Annotated in this window: 13 protein-coding genes; 9 read left to right on the top strand and 4 right to left on the bottom strand. The window is 70.3% G+C overall.

Translation table 11 applies throughout. The features are described 5' to 3' along the window. Positions 1–29: 29 nt before the first annotated feature. Positions 30–845 carry an erythromycin esterase family protein gene (locus tag AC3WL8_RS06575; protein ID WP_492378027.1) on the top strand — a complete coding sequence of 272 codons (816 nt, stop codon included), beginning with the start codon at positions 30–32 and terminating at the stop codon, positions 843–845. Here the strand turns inward: AC3WL8_RS06575 and AC3WL8_RS06570 are convergent. The 4 genes from AC3WL8_RS06570 to AC3WL8_RS06555 all read right to left on the bottom strand — a co-directional run bounded on the left by AC3WL8_RS06570 (position 839) and on the right by AC3WL8_RS06555 (position 3,596). After that, positions 839–1,405 (bottom strand): BON domain-containing protein, encoded by a 567-nt coding sequence (locus tag AC3WL8_RS06570; RefSeq protein ID WP_013953201.1) that lies wholly within the window; start codon positions 1,403–1,405, stop codon positions 839–841. The genes AC3WL8_RS06575 and AC3WL8_RS06570 overlap by 7 nt on opposite strands. 44 nt (positions 1,406–1,449) lie before the next feature. After that, positions 1,450–2,592 carry a flavodoxin family protein gene (locus AC3WL8_RS06565; protein ID WP_492378026.1) on the bottom strand — a complete coding sequence of 381 codons (1,143 nt, stop codon included), beginning with the start codon at positions 2,590–2,592 and terminating at the stop codon, positions 1,450–1,452. A gap of 151 nt (positions 2,593–2,743) precedes the next feature. After that, on the bottom strand, positions 2,744–3,187 hold the full coding sequence (locus tag AC3WL8_RS06560; RefSeq protein WP_153953481.1) for a PA2169 family four-helix-bundle protein: 444 nt from the start codon (positions 3,185–3,187) through the stop codon (positions 2,744–2,746). 37 nt (positions 3,188–3,224) lie between these two features. Next, positions 3,225–3,596 carry a hypothetical protein gene (locus tag AC3WL8_RS06555; protein ID WP_153953480.1) on the bottom strand — a complete coding sequence of 124 codons (372 nt, stop codon included), beginning with the start codon at positions 3,594–3,596 and terminating at the stop codon, positions 3,225–3,227. A gap of 342 nt (positions 3,597–3,938) precedes the next feature. Here AC3WL8_RS06555 and AC3WL8_RS06550 point away from each other — a divergent pair, with 342 nt between their 5' ends. The 8 genes from AC3WL8_RS06550 to treY all read left to right on the top strand — a co-directional run bounded on the left by AC3WL8_RS06550 (position 3,939) and on the right by treY (position 25,054). Continuing rightward, positions 3,939–7,355, top strand: coding sequence for a maltotransferase domain-containing protein (locus tag AC3WL8_RS06550; RefSeq protein WP_492378025.1), 3,417 nt, complete (start codon positions 3,939–3,941; stop codon positions 7,353–7,355). A gap of 21 nt (positions 7,356–7,376) precedes the next feature. After that, positions 7,377–10,742, top strand: coding sequence for a maltose alpha-D-glucosyltransferase (gene treS, locus AC3WL8_RS06545; protein WP_492378024.1), 3,366 nt, complete (start codon positions 7,377–7,379; stop codon positions 10,740–10,742). Continuing rightward, positions 10,739–13,009 (top strand): 1,4-alpha-glucan branching protein GlgB, encoded by a 2,271-nt coding sequence (gene glgB, locus AC3WL8_RS06540; protein ID WP_492378023.1) that lies wholly within the window; start codon positions 10,739–10,741, stop codon positions 13,007–13,009. Before treS ends, glgB begins: the two co-directional genes overlap by 4 nt. Continuing rightward, positions 13,006–15,240, top strand: a complete 2,235-nt coding sequence (gene glgX, locus AC3WL8_RS06535) for a glycogen debranching protein GlgX (RefSeq protein ID WP_013953208.1) — start codon at positions 13,006–13,008, stop codon at positions 15,238–15,240. The genes glgB and glgX overlap by 4 nt, the downstream gene beginning before the upstream one ends. Further along, positions 15,237–17,489: a 4-alpha-glucanotransferase gene (gene malQ, locus AC3WL8_RS06530; RefSeq protein ID WP_492378022.1), complete on the top strand. Its 2,253-nt coding sequence runs from the start codon at positions 15,237–15,239 to the stop codon at positions 17,487–17,489. Before glgX ends, malQ begins: the two co-directional genes overlap by 4 nt. A gap of 110 nt (positions 17,490–17,599) precedes the next feature. After that, positions 17,600–20,134: a glycogen/starch/alpha-glucan phosphorylase gene (locus tag AC3WL8_RS06525; protein WP_013953210.1), complete on the top strand. Its 2,535-nt coding sequence runs from the start codon at positions 17,600–17,602 to the stop codon at positions 20,132–20,134. 226 nt (positions 20,135–20,360) lie between these two features. Next, on the top strand, positions 20,361–22,367 hold the full coding sequence (gene treZ, locus AC3WL8_RS06520) for a malto-oligosyltrehalose trehalohydrolase (protein WP_013953211.1): 2,007 nt from the start codon (positions 20,361–20,363) through the stop codon (positions 22,365–22,367). After that, positions 22,367–25,054 carry a malto-oligosyltrehalose synthase gene (gene treY, locus AC3WL8_RS06515; protein ID WP_492378021.1) on the top strand — a complete coding sequence of 896 codons (2,688 nt, stop codon included), beginning with the start codon at positions 22,367–22,369 and terminating at the stop codon, positions 25,052–25,054. Before treZ ends, treY begins: the two co-directional genes overlap by 1 nt. Positions 25,055–25,072 lie beyond the last annotated feature (18 nt).

Raw genomic sequence — 25,072 nt, 5'->3', positions numbered from 1 at the left:
GGCGCTGTTATCCCGGATACCGATGCGACATGCCACACCACCGGGCTGACCCCCACGCCGCCGCCGCGATTGCGGCTGCGGCGGTTCCGTTACCGCCCATCGACGACCCGGCGGCGAGCCCATTCTGCGGTCCGTTTGCCAATGCCACCGGCGTGCTGGCCGATATGCTGGCCCGACACCGCGTGGTGCTGCTGGGCGAGAGCACGCATGGCACCAGCGATTTCTATCACGCCCGCGCTGCGCTGACGGCGCACCTGGTGGCCCGGCACGGCTTCCGCATCATCGCGGTCGAGGCAGACTGGCCAGATGCCGCGGCAGTCGACCGCCACGTGCGCGGCCGCCCGCCACTGCCAGCCGAATCGCCCGGCGCAGCCTTTACACGCTTCCCGGTCTGGATGTGGCGCAACCTGGAGGTGGCGCGCTTTATCCGCTGGCTGCACACGCACAATGAAGCGTTGGCGCCTGCGCAGCGCGCTGGATTCTTCGGCCTGGATATCTACAGCCTGCGCGCTTCCATGGCCGCAGTGCTGGCCTACCTGGAGGGCGTAGATCCGCAGGCCGCCCGAGCGGCGCGCGAGCGCTATAGCTGCCTGGAACCGTGGGGCAGGGATCCGGCGCGCTATGGGCGCGCCGTGCTGCACGGCACGCATGCCGACTGCGAGGATGCCGTCGTCGCACAGCTGCAGGCGCTGCTGGACAAGCGGCTGGCCTATGCCCGGGCGGGCCACGAGGACTTTCTCGATGCCGCGCAGAACGCGCGCCTGGTCGCCTCAGCCGAGCGCTACTACCGCGTGATGTACCACGGCAGCGACGACAGCTGGAACCTGCGCGACACACCTCAGTAGATGCGCATGCCGTGGCCCGGATGCGCTTGCGCTGCGGCCGTCCGCGCCACGTGCAAGTGGTTGACCAGATCCTTCACGCCGAAGATCTCGTCGGCAATATCCTCGATCCGATACTTCTGCAGCCGGTCCGGCACACTGCCCTCCAGCGTCACCACGCCCTGCTCGACCCGGACTTCGACATCGCTCAGGTCCAGCCGCGCGCTACGCGAGAGCTGCTCGCACAGGTCTTCGAGAATGCGCTCGTCCGTGCGCTGGTAGTTGCGCGGCCCCACCGGCCGCGCCCGCTGCGGCCCGCCCCGGTAGAGATCCATACGCTCGTTGTAGCCAGTGAACTGGCGGTAGGGATCGGCCAGGCCCCGCGTGCGCGGCGCCGGCGCGTCCGGCGGCATGCGCTCCGGCCGCCATTCCCGCGCCCCGCGGCGCCCGCCAGACTCGCCCGGATCCACTGGCTGGTCATAGTCGTAGACCCCGTAGGCGCCCATATAGTGGCTGCGCATATCGGCTTCAGGCACGGCGCTCTCATGCCATGGCTGGCCGCGCCAGTTGTCTCTGCGATCCATCGTCGTCTCCGCTAGCCCCGATTCGTCAGTCCGTCTGCATCCCGCTACTTCTGCCGCGGCGGCACCAGCCCGCGGTCCGGCGCGCGCAATTCGCCCTTGCGCAACTGCCGCACCGCACACGCGAGCGCGCGCGCCACGTTGTCCACTTCGCCCTGTACGCCAGGGTCTTCGTCCAGTGCCACGTGGCTGGTGGCATAGGGCTCGTAGTAGCCGATATACCGGTCCAGCCGCGCCTGCGGGCCCGCATCGATCAGGCCCATCCAGTCCAGCCAGTCGGCCAGCGCGCGGCGCACGCCCTCGGTGCCGGCCACGTCGCCGTGCACCACCAGCCCGTAGGCGCGCCCGGACAGGTGCTTGGGATAGTCCCAGCCGGACAGCTCCAACGCCTTGGCGCGCACCACGTCCTTGCCATGCGTGCTGGTGGGGTCGGGATTGCCGCCGTCGGCACAGACCAGCCGGTCCATCATCAGCTTCAGCGGACTGGCAGCCTGGTACCAGTACACGGGCGTCACGATCAGCACGCCGTGGCAGGCCGCCCAGCGCGGATAGATTTCGTTCATCCAGTCGTTGACCTGGCCCAGCGCATGGTTGGGATAGCAGCTGCACGGCCAGTGGCATAACGGCATTGCCGTGGACACGCACGCCTTGCACGGATGGATGCGCAGGTCGGCATCTGAAGCGAGCAGGCTCAGGTCGAGCAGATCGACCTCGATGCCGGCCGCCTCCAGCCGTTCCCGTGCGCGCCCGGCCAGGCGCCAGGATTTCGACATCTCGCCCGGGCAGGTGTAGTCGTTGCGCGCCGCGGCGCACACCAGCAGCACGCGCGATGGCGTGGCGGGATCGGCCTGGCGCTGCTGAGCGCTGCGCACGGCCTCGCTGGCGGCGCGCCACTCGTCGGAGAGTTCATAGTCCGGATCGGCATGGCCAGGCCCGGCCTTATGTGTCCGGGGTGCCTTGCGGCCTTCCTGGTAGGCATACCAGGCGATGCGTTCGAGACGGTCCAGCGCCTCATCCTCCTGCCGGTATGCGGGATCCGTGAAGCGCGCAAGAAAGCGCTGGCGGAAAGTGTCGCGCGGCAGCGGGGTGGTCACCTGTCCCTTGCGCACATCTTCCGGGTTGCCGGGATGGCGCGGCGCACGCGGCGCATCCTGCGATGGCCGGGCTGGCTTGGGCGGCTGCTCGGGCATGACGGTCTCCGTACGGGATGCATGTCCCGCAGACATGCAAGATGAGCGCCATCCCCGGGCGGCATGCATTGCGCGCGGCGCCCTGCGTGGCGGCCGGCCGCGCGTGCAATTCGTTCGTTGCCTTGTAAGAAATGCGGTCTCGGGCCGGCGGCTACGGGCTTGCCGGCGGCGTCCGGTACTGCTGCTGCAGCACGCGAAACAGCTCGTGGCTGACCTGCACCCCACGGTACTGGCGGCGCACCACGGCGCGCAGGCGCGCGCCCAGCACCTGCGCGCGCAGGGCCCGCGCATAGCGCCGCTGCACGGCGTGCTCGCGCTTGCTGACCGCTTGCAGGATGGACCGGTCCGAGCCGTGCTTGCCGATGGCACGTCCGGCCGACGCGGCCGAGGCCGCCGTCATGTCGGGCAGCTGCCCCAGGTCAAGCAGGCACGCCTGCAGTTCCCGCGCCGCTTGCGCAAACGCATTGGCGCGGCTGGTGAGCAGCGATTTCAGGTGGGGATTGACGGCGGCCAGCGCTGCGCCGCGGCAGCCAAGCTCGCCTTCGCGCGATGCCGCAATCAGCGCATTGAGCAACAGGATCTTCTTCTTCGCCATGACACACCTGCCCTGGTCCGCGTGCGGACCTGTGAAGTCACCGATCGGGGCCGGCTGCCGCCGGCGGTTGCTCGCTCGCGCCGGACGTGCGCCGCACACCGGGCTCGTGCAAGGATAGCGGCTCGATCCGCGCGCCGCCAGTGGCTGCAAGCGCGCGGTGCGAGGCGGGTGGCCACGCCTTGCGGGCCTCGCGCGTGCCGCGCAGGTTCATCGCGATCAGCGCCAGCTGCAGGACGACCAGCGCGTAGGCGCCGCCGTGCCAGCCCCAGGCAATCCACAGCACGTTGCTGGCAAGGAAGACCCAGAAGCCGGCCCGCCGGCGCGCGGTCCGGCGTGAGCCGACCAGCCAGGTGGCCACCACCGTCACCACCATCGCCGGCCATTGCGCTGCCTCCAGCCACCAGTCCATGCGTCTCCTTCCGCGGCCTTCCCACCGTGCCGGGAACAACACGCGCTGCCCAACAGGGGCAAGAAGCGTACCGGCGGGGACACCGCGCTCCATCGGCCCCACTGCCCTGCGCGTTCTTTCCATCGGCACGGCGCGCACCGGTAGTTTTTACAAGCAGTACGGCATCGCGCACATGAGGTGCCGCGGCGCTTGCCCTTGAGGGGCCTTGGCCGGGCGCGCAATGGCGACTGGCCGGGCGCGCTGGCACGCACTTCGCATGGCTGTGCCATCCCGCCGGCGTGCCGCGAGGTGCCGGACCGGGATTTTTGTTGCTCCGTCGGAGCGAAACACCGGGAGGACTTTGTGCGGATCTGCCAGATCGACCTGACCGGAACGCCCGATGCCGATGAACACGCGCTCCAGCGCGTGGCGGCACTGGGCTTCGACCACGTACTGATCGGCGGCTGGCCGCACCTGCCCGGCGAAGACGCTTTCGCGGCTTGCGCCCGGCACGGGCTGGCCCCGCTGCTCGACATCTCACTGGACCGCTATGCGGTCGACCACGCCGACGGCGCCTGGCCAGCTCCCGACCCTGGCTGGGTCGACAGTGCGACCCCAGCCTTCGCCCCACACGAGACCGACAGCCACATCCCCGGCGCGCGCCTGCGCTGGCATGACCAGCGCGCGGCCGACGCGTTGGTGCAGTGGTGGGCGGCCCGGCTGCGCCAGGCCTGGGCGGCAGGCGCGGCGGGCTTCTGCTGCCGTGCGCCGGCACGCGTGCCCGGCCGGCATTGGGCCGCGCTGACCGGCACGCTGCGCAGTGATGCCGTGCCGGCACAGGCGCGCGGTGCACCGTGCGTCCTGGCGTGGACGCCGGGACTGACGCCGGCGCAACTGAATGACCTGGCGCCCGCCGGCTTCGACGCCGCCTTCTGCTCGCTGCCATGGTGGGACTTTCGCAGCCCCTGGCTGACCGAGGAAATCGCGCGGCTGCGCCCGTTTGGCCGGGTGCTTGCCGCCCCCGCGCTGACGCCGGCAAGCCATGACGCGCTCAGCGCGCGGCGTGCGCTGTGGACCGCCGCGGCGATTGGCGACGGCATCCTGGTGCCGGCCGGCTTCGAGACCGGCGGCGCGCTGGCACGCGACCCGCTGGCCGCGGATGGCGCCGTGCATCAGGGTGCGCCGTACGACATCACCCATGAGCTTCTGGAAACCAATACCTGGCTGGCTGCGCGCGATCCGACACCGGCCCTCGCCGTGCGGCTGCTGAGCGGACCCGACGCGCCGCTGACGGTGCTGGCACGGCTGCCTGTGCCGAACGGCGCCTGCGCCCCGCCCGACGCGGCAGGCAACCGTAGCGACCCTGCGGTACCCGATGGCGCCGCCGCCCTGGCAGTGGTACTCAATCCGGATCCCGCAGCGCCGGGCACGCTGGGCGCCGACCGCGTGCTGAGCGCGCTGCCGCACGCCAGCGCACACCTGGAATTGTCACTGGGTGGCCCGGGCGGGACGCTTGATGCCAACCACCGGCTCGATGCGCTGGCCAGCATCACGCTGGCGCCCGCCGATATCCGCCTCTATGAAGTGCCGCCGGTGCCCCTGACGCGGCCCGGCATGCCGGCCGCCGACGCGCGCGCGCCGCACGGCCATGAAACGCTGGCCGCCACCGGCCTGGGCAGCGTGGTGGCGGCGATGGAGGCCCCGCGTATCGCCATCGAGCACGTCGAGCCCGCCTGCAACGAAGGCCGCTTCGCCGTGCGGCGCGTGGTGGGCGAGCGCGTGACCGTCAGTGCCGATATCTGGATGGATGGCCACGACAAGCTTGCCGCCGCGGTGTTGTGGCGTGCGCCGGGCGAGACTGGCTGGCACAAAGCGCCGATGCAGCCCGTGATCAACGACCGCTGGGAAGGCAGCTTTCCGCTGGTAGCGCTGGGCCGGCATGAATTCACGGTCGAGGCCTGGCGCGACACCTTCGCCAGCTGGCTCGACGAGATCGGCAAGAAGCGCGCGGCCGGCCTCAACGTGGCACTGGAGATCGAGGAAGGCGCGCGGCTGGTGGCCGATGCGCTGCTGCAGCCTGCCAGGAACGGGAAGCAGGGCAATGGCAGCAAGGACAACCGGAAAGTACCCACGAACAGCGAGCTCTCAGCCATCGTCGACGAACTGACCACCGCTGCCGGCGATGACGCCCGCCGGCAGGAGATCCTGCTGTCGCCACGCACGGCGGCCACGATGCAGGCAGTGATGGCAACCCCGGCGGGGCGCCCGTTTGCCTCGCGTCATCCGGTGGCCATGCCGGTTGAGGCCGATCGCCTGGCCGCGCGCTACGCCAGCTGGTACGAGCTGTTCCCGCGTTCGCAAAGCAACGACGAGACCCGCCACGGCACCTTCGACGATGTCATCGCCAGGCTGCCCGCCATTCGCGCGATGGGCTTCGACGTGCTTTACTTCACGCCGATCCACCCGATCGGACGCACCCACCGCAAGGGCCGCAACAACAGCCTGCGTGCCGAGCCGGGCGATCACGGCAGCCCCTACGCCATCGGCGGCAAGGAAGGCGGCCACGATGCGCTGCATCCCGAGCTCGGCACCTTTGAAGACTTCCGCCGCCTGCGCGACGCGGCGGCCAGACATGGCCTGGAGCTAGCACTGGACTTCGCCATCCAGTGCTCGCCCGACCATCCGTGGCTGCGCGACCACCCGGAATGGTTCGCACACCGCCCCGACGGTTCGCTGCGCTATGCCGAGAACCCGCCCAAGAAATACGAGGACATCGTCAACGTCGACTTCTACGCCGCCCCGCCGGCGGGCGCCGCGCTATGGCAGGCCCTGCGCGACGTGGTGATGTTCTGGGCCGACCAGGGCGTGCGCATCTTCCGCGTGGACAACCCGCACACCAAGCCGCTGCCGTTCTGGGAGTGGATGATCGCCGACGTGCGCGCGCGCCACCCCGACACCATCTTCCTGGCCGAGGCCTTCACCCGGCCGAAGATGATGGCGCGGCTGGCCAAGCTGGGCTTCAGCCAGTCGTACACGTACTTCACCTGGCGCAATGCCAAGTGGGAGCTGACCGAATACCTGACCGAGCTGACGCAAAGCCCGCTTCGCGACTTCTTCCGGCCGCACTTCTTCGTCAACACACCTGACATCAACCCCTACTTCCTGCACCAGGGCGGTCGCCCCGCGTTCCTGATCCGCGCGGCGCTGGCCACGCTGCTGTCGGGGCTGTGGGGCATGTACAGCGGCTTCGAGCTGTGCGAGAGCGCGCCCTTTGTGCTGAACGGCAAGGTGCGCGAGGAATACCTTGATTCCGAGAAATACCAGCTGCGCGTGCGCGACTGGCAGCAGCCCGGCAATATCGTTGCGGAGATCTCACGGCTCAACGAGATCCGCGCCGGGCACCCGGCGTTGCAGAACCACCTGGGGCTGCGCTTCTACCATGCCGGCAGCGACGCGGTGCTGTGGTTCGCGCGCTTCATGCCGGGCACCGACTACCTGTTCGGCGACGACGTGCTGCTGGCCGCAATCAACCTGGACCCGCACACGGCGCACGAGGCCGATATCGAAATCCCGTTGTGGGAATGGGGGCTGCCCGACCAGGCCGGCCTGGCGGTGCACGACCTGATGCAGGGCCGGCGCTTCGAGCTGCGCGGCAAGCTCCAGCGCATCCGGCTGGATCCGGCGCAACTGCCCTTCACGGTCTGGCATGTGCGCCCGCTGGAGCGTCCCGCTCCCCGCCCACCCGTAGCGCCGGCCTCGACCGACCCGCACGGCGCCTGACAGGGATACGTGGAGACACGGATGAAACGCCTTACCGAAACCGGCAGTGCCGCCCTGCTCAACGCCGATCCGCTCTGGTACAAGGACGCGATCATCTACCAGCTCCACATCAAGTCCTTCTACGACGCCAACGGCGACGGCGTGGGCGATTTTGCCGGGCTGCTGGCCAAGCTCGACTACCTAGTCAACCTGGGTGTGGACACGGTCTGGCTGCTGCCGTTCTATCCGTCGCCGCGACGCGACGACGGCTACGACATCGCCGACTACCGCAACGTCCACCCCGACTACGGCACGCTGGCCGAGGCGCGCCGCTTTATCGCCGCGGCGCACGCGCGCGGACTGCGCGTGATCACCGAGCTGGTGATCAACCACACCTCCGACCAGCATCCATGGTTCCAGCGCGCGCGCAACGCCAAGCCCGGCTCGGCGGCGCGGCGCTACTACGTGTGGTCGGACCATGACCAGGCCTACGCCGGCACCCGCATCATCTTCTGTGACACCGAGAAGTCCAACTGGAGCTGGGACCCGGTGGCGGGCGCCTACTTCTGGCACCGCTTCTACTCGCACCAGCCGGACCTGAACTTCGACAACCCGCAGGTGCTCAACGAGGTGCTGTCGGTGATGCGCTACTGGCTCGACATGGGCGTCGACGGGCTGCGCCTGGACGCGGTGCCCTACCTGGTCGAGCGAGAAGGCACCAGCAACGAGAACCTGCCCGAGACCCATGCCGTCATCCGCCATATCCGCGCCCACCTGGACGCGCGCTTCCCCGGCCGCATGCTGCTGGCAGAAGCCAATATGTGGCCTGAGGACGCGCAGCAGTACTTCGGCCTGACCGGCCCGGAGCCGGAAGGCGACGAATGCCACATGGCCTTCCACTTCCCGCTGATGCCGCGCATGTACATGGCGATCGCGCGCGAAGACCGCTTCCCGATCACCGACATCATGCGCCAGACGCCGGAGGTGCCGCCCAACTGCCAGTGGGCCATCTTCCTGCGCAACCATGACGAACTGACGCTGGAGATGGTGACCAGCAGCGAGCGCGACTACCTGTGGGAGGTCTACGCCACCGACCGGCGCGCGCGCATCAACCTGGGCATCCGCCGCCGGCTGGCGCCGCTGATGGAGCGCGACCGCCGCCGCATCGAGCTGATGAACAGCCTGCTGTTCTCGATGCCGGGCACGCCGGTGATCTACTACGGCGACGAGATCGGCATGGGTGACAACATCCACCTGGGCGACCGCGACGGCGTGCGCACGCCGATGCAGTGGTCGCCCGACCGCAACGGCGGCTTCTCGCACGCCGACCCCGAGCGGCTGGTGCTGCCGCCGCTGCAGGGGCCGCTGTACGGCTACGAGGCCGTCAACGTCGAGGCGCAGGCGCGCGACCCGCATTCGCTGCTGAACTGGATGCGGCGCATGCTGGCGCTGCGGCGCAAGCACCGTGCCTTCGGCCGCGGCGCGCTGCGCTTCCTGTTTCCCGGCAACCGCAAGATCCTGGCCTACCTGCGTGAATACGAGGGCGAGCACATCCTGTGCGTGGCCAACCTGTCGCGCGCGCCGCAGGCGGTGGAGCTGGACCTGTCTGCCTTCAACGGCCGCGTGCCGGTGGAGATGATGGGCGCCACGCCGTTCCCGGCCATCGGCACGCTGACCTACCTGCTGACGCTGCCGCCCTATGGCTTCTACTGGTTCGTACTCAGCGACGAGGCACAGCCGCCGTCGTGGCACGTGGAGGCGCCTGAGCAGATGCCAGACCAGATCACCCTCGTGATGCAGAACATTGGCCGGCCGGAGCTGACCGACGCCTCGCGCCGCATCATGGCCAGCGACGTGCTGCCGCACTACATCGGCCGGCGCCGCTGGTTCGGCGCCAAGCACGAGCGCATTGAGCGCATCGACCTAGCCTATATGCTTCCATTTGCGCGCGGCAGTAGCGGCGAAGATGTCTACCTGGGTGAGGTCGAGGTGGTCCTGCCTGGCCGCACCGAACGCTACCAGCTGCCGCTGGGCATCCTGTGGGACCGGGAGAGCGCCGACAGCGTGTCGCAGCTGGCACACGGCCTGTCGATGGCGCGCGTGCGCCAGGGCAGCCGCGTGGGGCTGGCCACCGACGGTTTCGTGGTCGAGCCCTTTGCGCGCGAGGTGGTGCGCGCGCTGCGCAATGACGTGCAGATGCACGCCGGGAACGACATCATCCACTTCCGCGCCGAGCCCGGCCTGGCCGCGCTGGAACTGGAACTGGAGCGCGCCCCGATCGAATACATGTCGGCCGAGCAGTCCAACAGCTCGCTGTCCTACAACAACACCGCCGTGCTCAAAATGGTGCGCCGGGTCTCTGGCGGCATCCACCCCGAGGCCGAGATGACGCGCTACCTGACGGCGCAGGCTTATGCCCACGCGGCGCCGCTGCTGGGCGAGGTGGTGCGCACCGGGCCAGATGGCGTGCCGCATACGCTGATGCTGCTGCAGGGCTATGTCCTGAACCAGGGCAATGGCTGGGACTGGACCCTGGACTACCTGGGCCGCGCCATCGATGACGCGCTGCCCGCGCAGGAGAGCGAGGACGAGTTTGCCGAGGCCATGAACGGCTACGCCGCGCTGGCTGGCACGCTCGGCCGCCGGCTGGCCGAGCTCCATGCGGTGCTGGCACGGCCCACCGGCGACGACGCCTTCGCGCCGTTGCCGGCCACCGAACGTGATGCGCGCGCGTGGGCCGGGCAAGCCCTGCGTGCGCTGCAGCGCGCGCTGACGCGGCTGGAGCCTCTGCCCGCCACCGTGCCGGGACCGGTGCGCCAGGCCTGCGAGACCGACGTGCAGGCCCTGATGGCCGCGCGCGACGCGCTGCCCGCACTGGTCGAACAGCTCTCCGCCGCCGCGCCTGGCAGCCTGCAGACGCGCATCCACGGCGACTTCCACCTGGGCCAGGTGCTGATTGCGCAGAACGACACCTACCTGGTCGACTTCGAGGGGGAGCCCGGCCTGCCGCTGGACTGGCGCCGGCGCAAGACCTCGCCGTTGCGCGATGTGGCCGGGCTGCTGCGCTCGCTGGACTACGCCGCGGCCACGGTCGGCACCGACCGCCAGGAGCGCACCCACAGCGAACTGCCGCCGCAGCTGGCCGAACGCCGCGCGCTGCTGCTGGAGCGCTTCCGTACCACCGCCAGCGAAGCCTTCCTGAACTGCTACCACCAGCACATGCAGGACTCGGGCACACCCTGGGTCGCGCCCGGCCAGCTGCAGCCGTTGCTGGACCTGTTCCTGCTGGAACGGGCGGCCTATGAGGTCGACTACGAAGCCGCCAACCGCGTGGCGTGGATCGACCTGCCGGTCAGCGGCCTGGCGCGCCTGCTGCGCAAGCTGCTGGCGCCGGGAGACCAGCCATGACCCCCGCCCATGGTACGAAGCCTGGCATGCTGCCGGTCCACGAGCTCGAGGCCTTGCTCGGTGCCCGCCACCATGACCCGTTTGCCGTGCTGGGTCCGCACCCTGACGGCGACGGCACGCTGGTGCGCGTCTGCCTGCCGGGGGCGACGTCGGCGCAGCTGACCGATGCGGGCGGCACGCCACTGGCGGAGATGGCGCTGCTGCACGGCGGCGGAGTCTTCGCCGCGCGGCTGCCACGCGAATACAAGGGCAGTGCGCCCGATTACCGGCTGCGCGTGCAATGGTCCGACGGCACCGGGCAGTGCAGCGCCGACCCTTACGCCTTTGGCCTGCTGCTGGGCGAACTGGACCTGCACCTGATCGCCGAGGGCCGCCACTTCGAGCTGGGCGCCTGCCTGGGCGCGCAGTGGCAGCGCGTGGACGGCATCGACGGCGTGCGCTTTGCCGTGTGGGCGCCGAACGCGCAGCGGGTCTCGGTGATCGCTGACTTCAACGGCTGGCACCCGGCGCGGCACCCGATGCGGCTGCGACACCCCAGCGGCATCTGGGAGCTGTTCATCCCCGCCGCGCTGGGCGCGCAGCCCGGCAGCCGCTACAAGTACGACCTGCTCGACCCGCACGGCACCGAGCTGCCGGACAAGGCCGACCCGCTCGCGCTGGCCACCGAGGCACCCCCGGCCACCGCCTCGGTGGTGACCGGACCGGACCAGGGCGCGCCCCCCTTCGCCTGGCATGATGCCGACTGGATGGCGCGCCGCAGCGCCGCTGATCCCTATGCCGCGCCGATGTCGGTCTATGAAGTCCATGCCCTGTCGTGGCTGCAGGCGGCCAACGACCCGCAACGCGGCTGGGACATCCTGGCCGAGAGGCTGGTGCCGTACGTGCAGGAACTTGGCTTTACCCATATCGAGCTGCTGCCGATCACCGAGCACCCGTTTGGCGGCTCCTGGGGCTACCAGCCGCTGTCACTGTACGCACCCACCGCGCGGCTGGGGCCGCCGCAGGCCTTCGCCGCATTTATCGACCGCTGCCACCAGGCCGGCATCGGCGTGATCCTGGACTGGGTGCCCGCGCACTTCCCGACCGATCCGCACGGGCTGGCGCGCTTCGACGGCACCGCGCTCTATGAGCACGAGGACCCGCGCGAAGGCTTCCACCAGGACTGGAACACCCTGATCTACAACCTCGGCCGCAACGAGGTGCGCGGCTTCCTGCTGGCCGGCGCGCTGCACTGGCTGGAGCACTTCCACGCCGACGGCCTGCGCGTGGACGCGGTCGCATCCATGCTCTACCGCGACTACAGCCGCGAGCCCGGCCAATGGGTGCCGAACCGCTTCGGCGGCCGCGAAAACCTGGAAGCCGTCGACTTCCTGCGCGAACTGAACGCCGTGGTCCACGAACGCTGCCCCGGTGCGCTGACCATCGCCGAAGAATCCACCGCGTGGCCCGGCGTGACCGCCAGCGTCGCCAGCGGCGGGCTTGGCTTCGACTTCAAGTGGAACATGGGCTGGATGCACGACACGCTGCATTATCTCGGGCACGAGCCCGTCCATCGCGCCTGGCACCACCAGGACATGACCTTCGGGCTGGTCTATGCGTGGTCCGAGGCCTTCGTGCTGCCGCTGTCGCATGACGAGGTGGTGCACGGCAAGGGCTCGATGATCGGCAAGGTGCCCGGCGACGAGTGGCAGCGCTTTGCCGGCCTGCGCGCCTACTACGGCTTCATGTGGGCGCACCCGGGCAAGAAACTGCTGTTCATGGGCGGCGAGCTGGCGCAGTGGCAGGAATGGAACCACGATGCCGAGCTTGACTGGGCCTTGCTGGACCACCCCATGCACCGCGGCGTGCACACGCTGGTGCGTGACCTGAACCGCCTCTACCGCGAGCTGCCTGCGCTGCATGCGCTGGATCACCGCCCGGAAGGCTTCCATTGGGTAGTGGGCGACGACAACCACAACAGCGTGTTCGCGTGGCTGCGCCGCGCGGGCCCATACAGCCGCGAGGTGGTACTGGTGGTGGTCAACATGACCCCGGTGCCGCGCCATGGCTACCGGCTCGGGGTGCCGTACGCCGGTGCCTGGCAGGAATGCCTGAATACCGATGCCGCCGTGTATGGCGGCAGCAATGTCGGCAACGGCGGCGCGGTAGCGGCAGTGGACGTGCCTTCGCACGGGCAGCCGGCTTCGCTCGCGCTGACGCTGCCGCCGCTGGCCACGCTGGTGCTGCGCTTCGATCCGGGTGGCGGCATCCAGGGCGCATCGCCATGAGCCGCCAGTTCGCGGACCGGCTGCTGCCGGGCAAGCCGTATCCCCTCGGGGCCCACTGGGACGGCCTGGGGGTCAATTTCGCGGTGTTCTCGGCCCATGCCTCGCGCATCGACCTGTGCCTGTTCTCCGACAACGGGCGCAAGGAGCTGGCGCGCCTGCGGCTGCCGGAATGCACCGACGAGATCTGGCATGGCTACCTGCCCAATGCGGCGCTCGGCACGCTGTACGGCTACCGCGCGCACGGCCCCTACGATCCCGCGCACGGCCACCGCTTCAACCCGCACAAGCTGCTGCTGGACCCGTATGCGCGCCAGTTGAGCGGCCCGGTGCGCTGGTCCGATGCGCTGTTCGGCTACCGCCTGCAAAGTGCGCGCGGCGACCTGACACCGGACCGCCGCGACAGCGCCCCCACCATGCCCAAGGCGGTGGTGGTCGACGAAAGCTTCCACTGGGGCGACGACCGCCCGCCCGCGGTGCCGTGGCCGTCCACGGTCATCTATGAAGCCCACCTGCGGGGCCTGTCGATGCTGCGCGACGACCTGCTGCCCAACCTGCGCGGTTCCTTCGCCGCGCTGTGCGACCCGCGCTTTATCGACCACCTGGTGCAGCTCGGCATCACCACCGTCGAGCTGCTGCCGGTCCACGCCATCCTGCAGGACCGCTTCCTGCTGGAGCGCGGACTGCGCAACTACTGGGGCTACAACACCATGGCGTACTTCGCGCCCGAGCCCGCCTACCTGGGCACCGGACAACTGCAGGAATTCAAGGTGGCGATGCGGCGCCTGCACGCGGCCGGCATCGAAGTGATCCTGGACGTGGTCTACAACCATACCTGCGAGGGCAACGCGCTGGGGCCGACGGTGTCGTGGCGCGGGCTGGACAACGCCAGCTACTACCGGCTGGTGCCGGGCGACGAGCGCCACTACATCAACGACACCGGCTGCGGCAATACGCTCAACCTGTCGCATCCGCGCGTGCTGCAGATGGTGATGGACTCGTTGCGCTACTGGGTGCAGTGCTACCACGTCGATGGCTTCCGCTTCGACCTGGGCACCACCCTCGGGCGCGAGGGCAATGGCTTCGATGCGGGCTCGGGCTTTTTCGATGCGCTGATGCAGGACCCGGTGCTGAGCCGCGTCAAGCTGATCTCCGAGCCGTGGGACCTGGGCCCGGGCGGCTACCAGCTTGGCAACCACCCGCCCGGCTTTGCCGAGTGGAACGACAAGTTCCGCGACGTGGCGCGCCGCTTCTGGCGCGGCGACGCCGGCCACCGCGGCGAACTGGCGGCGCGGCTGGCGGCCTCGGCCGACCTCTTCGACCGCCGCCACCGGCGCCCGTGGGCCAGCATCAACTTCATCACCGCGCACGACGGCTTCACGCTGGCCGACCTGGTCAGCTACAGCAACAAGCACAACGAGGCCAACGGCGAAGACAACCGCGACGGCACCGACGACAATGCCAGCGCCAACTGGAGTCCCGACGGCAGCGTCGAAGGCCCCACCGACGACCCCGCCATCCTGGCCTGCCGCGCGCGCGTGGCGCAGGCGCTGATGGCCACGCTGCTGCTGTCGCAGGGCACCCCGATGCTGACCGCCGGCGATGAATGGGGCCGCAGCCAGCAAGGCAACAACAACGCCTACTGCCAGGACGACGAGATCTCGTGGCTGGACTGGAAGCAGGCCCAGACGCCCGGCGCGCAGCCGCTGCAGCACATGGTGCGCCGCCTGCTGGGCCTGCGCCGGCGGCTGCACTCCCTGGCCGGCGACCGCTTCGCGCACGGGCGCGAGGAGCCGGCGCGGGGCATTGCCGATATTGCCTGGTTCGATACAGACGGCAAGCCGCCCACGCCCGAGGAATGGGCCGACCCGGAGATCCGCACGCTCGCGCTGCGGCGCGCGGCAGCGCCGCCCCAACCGGAGCGTGCGCAGCTGGGCTCGCTGGCTCAAGAGGAGGAGACCGATGCCGACACCGTGCAGGTGACCTTGCTGCTGCTCAACGCCGGCGATGCCGATGCCTCCTTCCTGCTGCCCGAGCCCGCGCTGGCCTGGACGCTGCTGTTCGACAGCAGCCGGCCCGACGCCACCGAGGCCGAACTCGCGGGTGAGGCGGTCGCCGACAGCCAGGTGGTGGCGGGCCACTCGCTGGTGCTGCTGGCGGCCCAGGCGCGCAGCCGCCAGAGCGCGCCCCAGGAAAGCCCGCCCCTGGGCGCGCCGCAGGAGGTACAAGCGTGAGCCGGCGCGCCACCCGCCACGACGCGCCCACGCCGCTGCATGCGCTGGCGCTGTGCGCGGGCCTGCTGCCCCGGTGGACGGATGCCTGGAACCAGCCCCAGACTGTCTCCGACGCCGCGCTGCGGCGCGTGCTGGACGGCCTGGGCCTGCCCGGCGCCACCACTGGCCAGTGCGAAGCGTCGCGCGCGTGGCTTGCCTCCGATGACGCCGCGCATGCACTGCCGCCGCTGGTCACCGCCGAGCGCGGCAAGCCGGTGGCGGTGCCGTGGCCGCATACGCTGCCGCAGCGGTCCTACCGCATGACGCTGGAAGACGGCGCCATCGTCACTGGCACCGCGGTGCGTGGCAACCATGACAGCGCGCGCAACAGCGACGGCACCATGCTGCTGCCTGCCATCGACGTATGCGGCTACCACCGCCTGGAACTGGGCGATGCGCACACCGTGCTGGCGATCGCGCCGCCGCGCTGCTACGGCGTTGCCGATGCGCTGCGGCACGCCGGCCGCGCGGGCGAACTGAGCCGGCCCTGGGGCCTGGCAGTGCAGCTCTATGGCCTGCGCCGCGGCGCGCCCTGCGGCATGGGCGACCTGAGCGCGCTGGCGCAGTGCTGCATCAGCGCGGCCGGCGCCAGCGCCGACGCGGTGGCCATCAATCCGCTGCACGCCGGCTTTGCCGCCCTGCCCGAGCGCTATAGCCCGTATGCGCCGTCCAGCCGCCTGTTCCTGAATCCGCTCTATGCCGACCCCGCCGTGCAATTCGGGCAGGCCGCGGTGGACGCGGCCGTCGCCGCGCTCGGCGCGGGCGAGGCGCTGCAAGCGCTGGAAGCCCGCAGCGAGATCGACTGGATCAGGCTGACGCCGCTGCGCTACGCCCTCCTGCGGTGGCTATGGGAGCGCAGCGAAACGCTGCTGCCGCGCGCGGCGCTCGATGACTGCGCCGCCTTTCGCGCGCGCGGCGGCACTGCGTTGCACGCGCACGCCTGCTACGAAGCCATCCAGGCCCGGCGGCTGGCCGACAGCGCCAACGGCATGAACCACAACGCCGCGCCTGACTGGCGCTGCTGGCCGGTCACGCTGCGCTCGCCCGGCGATGCCGCCGTGACGGCCTTTGCACAGGCCCATGCCGATGAGGTCACCTACCACGCTTTCCTGCAATGGATCGCCGCCGACGGCATGGCACGCGCGCAGCGCGCGGCACGCGGCGCGGGCATGGCGGTCGGCATCGTTTCCGACCTGGCGGTGGGCGCCGACCCTGGCGGCAGCCAGGCCTGGACGCGGCAACAGGAGATCCTGGCGGGCTTCCATGCCGGCGCGCCGCCGGACCTGTACAACCCGCTCGGGCAGGACTGGGGCGTGGCGGTGTTCTCGCCGCGCGGGCTGCGCCGCCGCGGCTATGCGGCCTTCCTGGAGATGCTGCGCGCCAACCTGGCCCATGCCGGCGGGCTGCGCATCGACCATGTGCTGGGGCTGGCACGCATGTGGCTGGTGCCGGCCGGTGCCCCGGCCAGCGAAGGCGCCTACCTGCGCTATCCGCTGCAGGATCTGCTGCGGCTGGTGGCGCTGGAATCATGGCGGCACCGCGCGATCATCATCGGCGAAAACCTGGGCACGGTGCCGCCGGAGCTGAATGCGGCGCTGTCGGCCCGTGGCGTGCTGGGCATCGACGTGCTGTGGTTCCAGCGCGAAGAGCGCGCGCCAGCCGATGCCGCGGAGGCAGCTCAGCGGGTGCCCGCCCCTGCGCCCGACGCCGTGCCGGCCTTCCTGCCTCCCGCAGCCTGGCCGCCCGATGCCGTCGCCACCACCTCGACGCATGACCTCCCCACAGTCACCGGCTGGTGGGCCGGCCGTGACCTGGCGTGGCGCGACCGGCTGCACCTGCTGGCGCCCGGCGAAACCCTTGCAGTGATGCAAGCCGGCCGTGCGCGCGAGCGCGGCGCGCTCTGGCAGGCGCTGTGCGAAGCGGGGCTGTGCAGCGGCGCCGCCGTGCCGGGCCCTGCCCATGCCCCGCTCGATGCCGTGCTGGCGTGGCTGGGCACGGCGCGCACCGCCATGCGCCTGGTGCCGCTGGAAGACCTGCTGGGCGAGGCCGAGCAGCCCAACCTGCCCGGCACCACCAGCGTCCATCCCAACTGGCAGCGCCGGCTCGATGCCGATGTACGTGCGCTGTTCGATACCCCGGTGGTGCGGGCGCGGGCTGACGCCTTGCGCGGCGGCCGGCACGGCGCACGCCATCCGCCGCCGCGCGCGTAGCCATCGGTCGCCCGCAATAAGTGCCGCCTGCAAGACCAGCGCCGCGATCTCCCTGCAGGGATTGCTCCATCCACTAAGCTTGACGCACGCACATGCGCAGGAGCCTCGCCATGAAGGAATCTATCCGGCCCGAGCATGCCGATGACACCCGTACCGCCCTCTCCGGCGCCAGCCTGCGCCGGGCCTTCCTCGACCACGTCTTCCATACCCAGGGCAAGCTGCCCGGCCACGCCAGCCAGAACGACCTCTACCAGGCCGCGGCGCATACCGTGCGCGACCGCCTGGTGCAGCGCTGGATCAGCACCGCCGAGGCCTACCTGGGCCAGCCCTCGCGCACCGTCGCCTACCTGTCGGCGGAGTTCCTGATGGGCCCGCACCTGGGCAACAACCTGATCAACCTGGGCATCTTCGACGAGGTGCGCGAGGCCATGGCCGCTGCCGGGCTGGATCTCGACCGCATCCTGGAGCAAGAGGTCGAGCCGGGGCTGGGAAATGGCGGCCTGGGCCGGCTGGCGGCCTGCTTCATGGATTCGCTGGCGACGCTGGAAATCCCCGCGCTCGGCTATGGCATCCGCTACGAATACGGCATCTTCCAGCAGACCATCATCGACGGCATGCAGGTGGAATCGACCGATACCTGGCTGCGCAACGGCAACCCCTGGGAGATCCAGCGCTCAGAGTGGGCCGTGCAGGTGCGCCTGGGCGGCCACACCGAACACTACACCGACGACCGCGGCCACTACCGCGTACGCTGGGTGCCGGCCAAGACCGTGGTGGGTGTGCCGTTCGACTCGCCGATCCTGGGCTACCGCGTCAATACCGTGAACACCCTGCGGCTGTGGCGCGCAGACGCCACCGAGGCCTTCGACTTCCATACCTTCAACCGCGGCGACTACCTGGGCGCGGTCAGCAAGAAGGTCACTTCCGAGAACCTGACCAAGGTCCTCTACCCCAACGACGAGACCAGCCAGGGCAAGGAGCTGCGGCTGGAGCAGCAGTACTTCTTCGTCGCCTGTTCGCTGCAAGACATGCTGCGGCTGCTCGCCGTTGACGGCATCCCGGTGACGCGCTTCCACGAGAAGTTCGCGGTGCAGCTGAACGACACCCACCCGGCCGTGGGCATTGCCGAGCTGATGCGGCTGCTGGTCGACGACCATGACCTGCCCTGGAACGAGGCCTGGCACATCACGCAGAATGCCTTTGCCTACACCAACCACACACTGCTGCCCGAGGCGCTGGAGCAGTGGCCGCTGCCGCTGTTTGCCCGTGTGCTGCCGCGCCATCTCGAAATCATCCTGGAGATCAACGCGCGCTTGCTGGACGAGGTGCGGATCCGCTTCTACGGCGACGAATCGCGCCTGGCGCGGCTGTCGCTGATCAATGAGTACGGCGAACGGCAGGTGCGCATGGCCAACCTGGCGTGCGTGGGCAGCCACGCCATCAACGGCGTAGCCGAGCTGCACTCGCGCCTGATGCGCGAGGACGTGCTCAAGGATTTCTACGAGATGTGGCCGGAGAAGTTCACCAGCATCACCAACGGCGTGACGCCGCGGCGCTGGCTGGCGCTGTCCAATCCGCGCCTGACGCGGCTGGTGTCGGAGGCGATCGGCGACGGCTGGATCTCCGACCTGGCGCAGATCCGCGCGCTCGAGCCATATGCCGAGGACGCGGGCTTTCGCGAACAATGGCACGCCGCGCGGCACCAGAACAAGGTGGCGCTGGCCGAGCTGGTCCGCGACACCACCGGCGTGGTGGTGGACCCGTCCTCCATGTTCGACGTGATGGTCAAGCGCATCCACGAATACAAGCGCCAGCACCTGGCGGTGCTGCATGTGATCGCGCTGTACCACCGCATCAAGTCCGACCCCGGCACCGAGGTCCAGCCGCGCACCTTCCTGTTCGGCGGCAAGGCTGCGCCGGGCTACGCCTATGCCAAGCTGATGATCCGCTTCATCACCTCGGTGGCCGACGTGGTCAACCGCGACCCGCAGATGCGCGACCGGCTCAAGGTGGTGTTCCTGCCCAACTTCAACGTCACCTACGGGCAGCGCATCTACCCGGCGGCCGACCTGGCCGAGCAGATCTCGCTGGCGGGCAAGGAAGCGTCCGGCACCGGCAACATGAAGTTCGCGATGAATGGCGCGCTCAATATCGGCACCATGGACGGCGCCAATATCGAGCTGCGCGAAGCAGTGGGCAACGACAACTTCTTCCCGTTCGGCCTGACCGCGCCGGAAGTCTATGCGCTGCGTGCAAGCGGCTACGACCCTGCCGCCTACTACCACAGCAACCCGCAGCTGCGCGCGGTGATCGACCTGGTCCAGCAGGGCTTCTTCTCGCGCGGCGACCCGGCGCTGTTCCGTCCGCTGTTCAACCCGCAGCAGATGCACGATCCCTACCTGCTGATGGCCGACTTCGCCTCATACATCGAGTGCCAGGAGAAAGTCTCGCAGGCCTTTGCCGAGCCGGCGCGCTGGCAACGCATGTCGGTGCTGTCATGCGCGCGCTCCGGGCGCTTTTCATCGGATCGGGCGATCCGCGAGTATTGCGAGCGCATCTGGCACATCGAGCCGGTGCCGGTCCGGCTGCTGCACCGCGCCAGCGGCGCGCCCTGGCAGGGTGAATCTCCGGTGCGCGCCGCGTAAGCGATGTGACGGGCACTGCGGGCGTGGGCTAGCGCACGTCCGCAGTGCGCCGGAAGTTTCTACAATGGCCCATGTAACAAAGCCCGCGCTGGCGGTAGCCCCCGCCAGCATGCGGCCTCGCAAAGCGTCGTTCTGCGGGCATGGAGTTCGCATCGTGCCAAAACCGGCCATCCGGCCGGCTCTCCCTTGGCACTTCCCACAGCTGTCCGGAAGCCAGGAGCCGAATTTGCACGCCAACCCGTTTCTTCTCGCCCCCGGCGCCCGCTCCGCCATGCCCAGCCTGGCCCCGCACGACTGCTTTGCGGCGCCCGCTGCCTTCAGGCAGCCGGGCCTGCCCTGCAACGACGAACCTGCGCACGAGTACCTGTTCGGGCCGGCCTGGCTGCCAGACGGCCGCGTGCGGTTCCGCCTGTGGGCCCCGGACGCAGCCGAGCAAGGCCAGGCGGTACGGCTGGAGATCGCCGGGCTCGGTCCGGTGCGCATGGCGGCCGGCGCCAATGGCTGGTTCGAGGCCATCGTTGCGTGCAGCAAAGGGGCACGCTACTGGTTCCGGCTTGACGACGGCACCACCGTGCCCGACCCGGCCTCGCGCGGGCAGGCCGACGATGTGCACGGGCCCAGCATCGTGCCCGCTCCCGACGCCGCTGGCGCCTTTGCGTGGGCGTGCCCCGACTGGCGCGGGCGCCCGTGGCATGAAGCCATCATCTATGAGATGCACGTGGGCCTGTGCGGCGGCTTTGCCGGCGCGGCTCGGCAGCTGCCGCGGCTGGCGGCGCTGGGCTTCACCGCGGTCGAGCTGATGCCGCTGGCGGAGTTCCCCGGCGCGCGCAACTGGGGCTATGACGGCGTGCTGCCATTCGCGCCGGAGTCCGCCTACGGCACGCCGGACGAACTGCGCGCGCTGGTGGACCGCGCCCACCAGCTCAGCATGATGGTGCTGCTGGACGTGGTCTACAACCACTTCGGGCCGGAGGGCAACTACCTGCACCGCTACGCCAGCGCGTTCTTCCGCGCGGACCGGCAGACCCCTTGGGGGCCGGCCATCGATTTCCGCCGGCCGCAGGTGCGGCGCTTCTTCACCGAGAACGCGCGCTACTGGCTGGAGCAGTTCCGCTTCGACGGCCTGCGCCTGGACGCCGTGCACGCGATCGAGGACGAAGGCTGGCTGGCGGCGCTGCCCGGCGAGCTGCGCACCATGCTGGCCGAAGGCGACGGCGCCAACCGCCATCTCCACCTGGTGCTGGAGAACGACAACAATGATGCCGAATTGCTGGCCAAGGGCTACGACGCCCAGTGGAACGATGACGCGCACCATGCCCTGCACGTGCTGCTGACCGGCGAGGGCGACGGCTACTACCGCGACTACACCCGCTGCGCCGATGAGGGCGAGGATGCGGCTGCGGGGCGCGGCGAGCCCGCGCTGCGCCACCTTGCACGCGTGCTGGGCGAAGGCTTTGCCTACCAGGGCGAGCCGTCGGCGCACCGCGCTGCCGCCGCACCGGGCGTGTCGTCAAGCGCGGACAGCGTGCGCCGCGGCCAGCCGAGCGCGCACCTGCCGCCCACGGCCTTCGTCTGCTTCCTGCAGAACCACGACCAGACCGGCAACCGCGCCCTGGGCGACCGGCTGGCCGGCCTGGCCGACCGCAATGCGCTGCGCGCAGCGGTGGCGCTGCAGCTGCTGTGCCCGCAGGTGCCGCTGGTGTTCATGGGCGAGGAAACCGGCTCGCAGCGGCCCTTCCTCTACTTCACCAGTCACCCGCCCGAACTGGCACAGGCCGTGCGCGACGGCCGGCGCCGCGAGTTTGCGGCTTCCGCGGCATTCCGCGACGATGCGCGCGCCGCGGCCATCCCCGACCCCAACGACCCGGCCACCTTCGAGGCGTCGCGCCCCGAGCTGGAGGACGACGGCGACTGGACACCGTACTACCACGAACTGCTCTCCGTCCGCCGCCGTGAACTGCTGGACCGGCTGGCCGGCTGCCAGTCGGCGGGCGTCGATATCCTGGGGCCGGCCGCGCTGTGCGCACGCTGGCGGCTGATGGACGGCATGGAACTGAGCCTGTGGCTGAACCTGGGCAGCGAAGCCGTGCCATGCACACGCCCGTGCCGCGACATGAGCGCGGCGCTGCATGAAAGCCTGCCCGGCGCCGCGGCCGAGCTGTCCGCCGGCATGCTGCCGCCGCTGGCCTGCGTCGCCACCATGTGCGAGCCCGCCGCGGCGCGCGCAAGATAATGCCCGCCGGCTTGCCGGAATCCCAGCCAGGCAGCCATGGCGATGGCGGCGACCATGACCTGCCCCGCGCCACCGCCCGGCTGCAGCTGCATCCGGGCTTCACCTTTGCCGATGCCGCCGCCGTCGTTGACTACTACGCCGCGCTCGGCGTCAGCCACCTGTACCTGTCGCCAGTGTGCAGCGCGCGCCCGGGCTCCACCCATGGCTACGACGTCACCGACTTCACCCGCGTGCGCGACGAGCTGGGCGGCGAGCCCGGCCTGAAAGCGCTGGCCGGGCGCGCCCGCGCCGCCGGCCTCGGCCTGGTGCTGGACATCGTGCCCAACCACATGGCGGCCGACGCCACCCACAACGGCTGGTGGCGCGACGTGCTGACCCACGGACGCGCCAGCTGCTGCGCCGCCAGCTTCGACATCGACTGGACCCCGCGCGACCCCGCCCTGCATGGCAAGGTGCTGCTGCCGATGCTGGGTCAGTCCTACTGGGACACGCTGGTGTCGGGCGAGCTGCAATGGGTGCCCGCCAGCGCAGAGGATGCCGCCCACCTGCGCTATTTCGAGCACTCGCTGCCGCTGGCGCCAGGCAGCGTGGATGCCGCGGCCGCAACCCAGCCCGGCTGGTACGACCCCGCGCAGGCCGAAGGCCGCACCCGGCTGCACGCACTGCTGGAGCGCCAGCACTACCGGCTGGCCTGGTGGCGCACCGCCGCCGCGGCACTGAACTGGCGGCGCTTTTTCGAGATCAGCGATCTCGTCGGCGTGCGCGAGGAAGACCCGCAGGTATTCGACGCCGTCCACGCGCTGGTCTTCCGCCTGCTGCGCGAAGGCTGGATCGACGGCGTGCGTGTCGATCATGTCGACGGCCTGGCCGATCCCGCTGGCTACTGCCGCCGGCTGCGTGCCGAACTGGACCGGCACGCCGCCGCGCGCCCGCCGTTGCTGCGGCTGGCGCACCCGTGGCTGGTGGTCGAGAAGATCCTGGGCCCGCGCGAACGCCTGGCGCCGGACTGGCAGGTCGATGGCACCACCGGCTACGACTTCATGGACGATGTGGCCGCCGTGCTGCACGACGGCAACGGCGAGGCGCCGCTGGGCGCGCTGTGGGCATCGGCCAGCGGCGATGCGCGCCCGTATGCCGCCCATGTCGAGGCGGCGCGGCACGAGGTGCTGGAGCGGCACCTCGTGACCGAGTACGAAGGCGCGGCCGCCTGCCTGCACGACTGCGCGAAGCAGGAGCCCGGCACACGCGACCTGACACGCGCGGCGCTGCGGCGCGCGCTGGCCGCGCTGATGGCGGCGGTGCCCGTCTACCGCAGCTACTTTGACGCGCAACCCGGCGCGCGCGACACCTCGGCCGCACAGGCCGACGACGCCATGCTGGACCAAGCCATGCAGGCGGCGCGCGCCGGCCTGGCCCCGGACGAGGCCGTGGCACTGGCCTTTATCGGCGGCTGCCTGCGCACGCCAGCCCCGCCCGACAGCGAAACCGGCGTGCTGCGCCGCCGCCTGCAGCAACTGATGCCCGCCCTGGCAGCCAAGGCCGGCGAAGACACGGCGTTCTACCGCTACGGGCGGCTGCTGTCGCGCAACGAGGTGGGCAGCGACCCCGCCACGCTGGCGTTGCCGCCGGCGCAGTTCCACGCGCGCATGGCGGCGCGGCGCCTGGCCTGTCCTCATGCCATGCTGGCCACTGCGACTCACGACCACAAGCGCGGCGAGGACACACGCATGCGCCTGGCCGTGCTGAGCGAGATGCCCGACGCCTGGGCCGATGCCGTGGCGGCATGGGAACGCGCGTGCGCACCGCTGCTGTCGACCCTGCCGCAGGCGCCCGACCCCGGCGACCGCCTGATGCTGTACCAGACTCTGGTCGGCGCGTGGCCGATGGAGGACATCGGCAAGCCTGCAGGCAGCAACACCGTCGACGCTTTCCTGGAGCGCGTGTCGGCGTGGCAGCTCAAGGCCATCCGCGAAGCCAAGCGCCACGGCAACTGGACCTGCCCGGACGCGGAATACGAAGCCGCGTGCGAGGCCTTCCTGCGTGCCATCGCGGCGAACTGGCCGTTGGGTGTGCTGGCGCATATCGGCCAGTTTGCGCAGCATATTGCCGTGGCCGGCGCCGTCAACAGCCTGGCACAGGTGCTGGTGCAGCTGACCGCACCGGGCATCCCCGACCGCTACCAGGGATGCGAAGGCTGGGACCTGAGCCTGGTGGATCCGGACAACCGGCGCCCGCCCGATTTTGCGCAACTGCGCGCGCGCCTGGGCTGCAGCGCTGGCTGGGCCCACTGGCTAACGCGCTGGCGCGACGGACGCATCAAGCAGCAGCTGATACGTCAGGTGCTGGCAGTACGCCGCGCCCAACCACGGCTCTTTGCCGACGGGCAATACAGCACGCTGGCGGCGCAGGGCGCGCTGGTGCCGCAGGTGCTGGCCTTTGCCCGCACCGCGGATGCGCACCAGGCCATCACGGTGGTGACGCGGCTGGCGGCCACGCAGGTCGACCCGACCATGCCGCGCATCCCGCCCGCGGGCTGGGGTGACACTATCCTGAACGTGGGTGCGCCGCAGCCCAGCCGCTGGACCGATGCGCTGACCGGCCATGTGCTGGACGCGCCCATGGGCCGGCTGCGCCTGCGCGAGGTACTGGGCGGCTTGCCGGTGGCGCTGCTGCTGCGCCAGCCATAAGCGGTCCCGGGCAACGCG

Source organism: Cupriavidus sp. FW305-F7, assembly GCF_058782875.1.
The sequence above is the reverse complement of the archived record's forward strand: the minus strand, read 5'-3'. Positions and strand labels throughout refer to the sequence as shown.

What these genes read in the sequence shown, in the direction of transcription:
- glgX (WP_013953208.1), top strand. Translation starts at nt 13,006, where the DNA reads ATGAGCCGCCAGTTCGCGGACCGGCTGCTGCCGGGCAAGCCGTATCCC.
- glgB (WP_492378023.1), top strand. Translation starts at nt 10,739, where the DNA reads ATGACCCCCGCCCATGGTACGAAGCCTGGCATGCTGCCGGTCCACGAG.
- AC3WL8_RS06560 (WP_153953481.1), bottom strand. Translation starts at nt 3,187, where the DNA reads ATGGCGAAGAAGAAGATCCTGTTGCTCAATGCGCTGATTGCGGCATCG.
- AC3WL8_RS06555 (WP_153953480.1), bottom strand. Translation starts at nt 3,596, where the DNA reads ATGGACTGGTGGCTGGAGGCAGCGCAATGGCCGGCGATGGTGGTGACG.
- treY (WP_492378021.1), top strand. Translation starts at nt 22,367, where the DNA reads ATGCCCGCCGGCTTGCCGGAATCCCAGCCAGGCAGCCATGGCGATGGC.
- AC3WL8_RS06570 (WP_013953201.1), bottom strand. Translation starts at nt 1,405, where the DNA reads ATGGATCGCAGAGACAACTGGCGCGGCCAGCCATGGCATGAGAGCGCC.
- AC3WL8_RS06525 (WP_013953210.1), top strand. Translation starts at nt 17,600, where the DNA reads ATGAAGGAATCTATCCGGCCCGAGCATGCCGATGACACCCGTACCGCC.
- AC3WL8_RS06575 (WP_492378027.1), top strand. Translation starts at nt 30, where the DNA reads ATGCCACACCACCGGGCTGACCCCCACGCCGCCGCCGCGATTGCGGCT.
- treS (WP_492378024.1), top strand. Translation starts at nt 7,377, where the DNA reads ATGAAACGCCTTACCGAAACCGGCAGTGCCGCCCTGCTCAACGCCGAT.
- AC3WL8_RS06565 (WP_492378026.1), bottom strand. Translation starts at nt 2,592, where the DNA reads ATGCCCGAGCAGCCGCCCAAGCCAGCCCGGCCATCGCAGGATGCGCCG.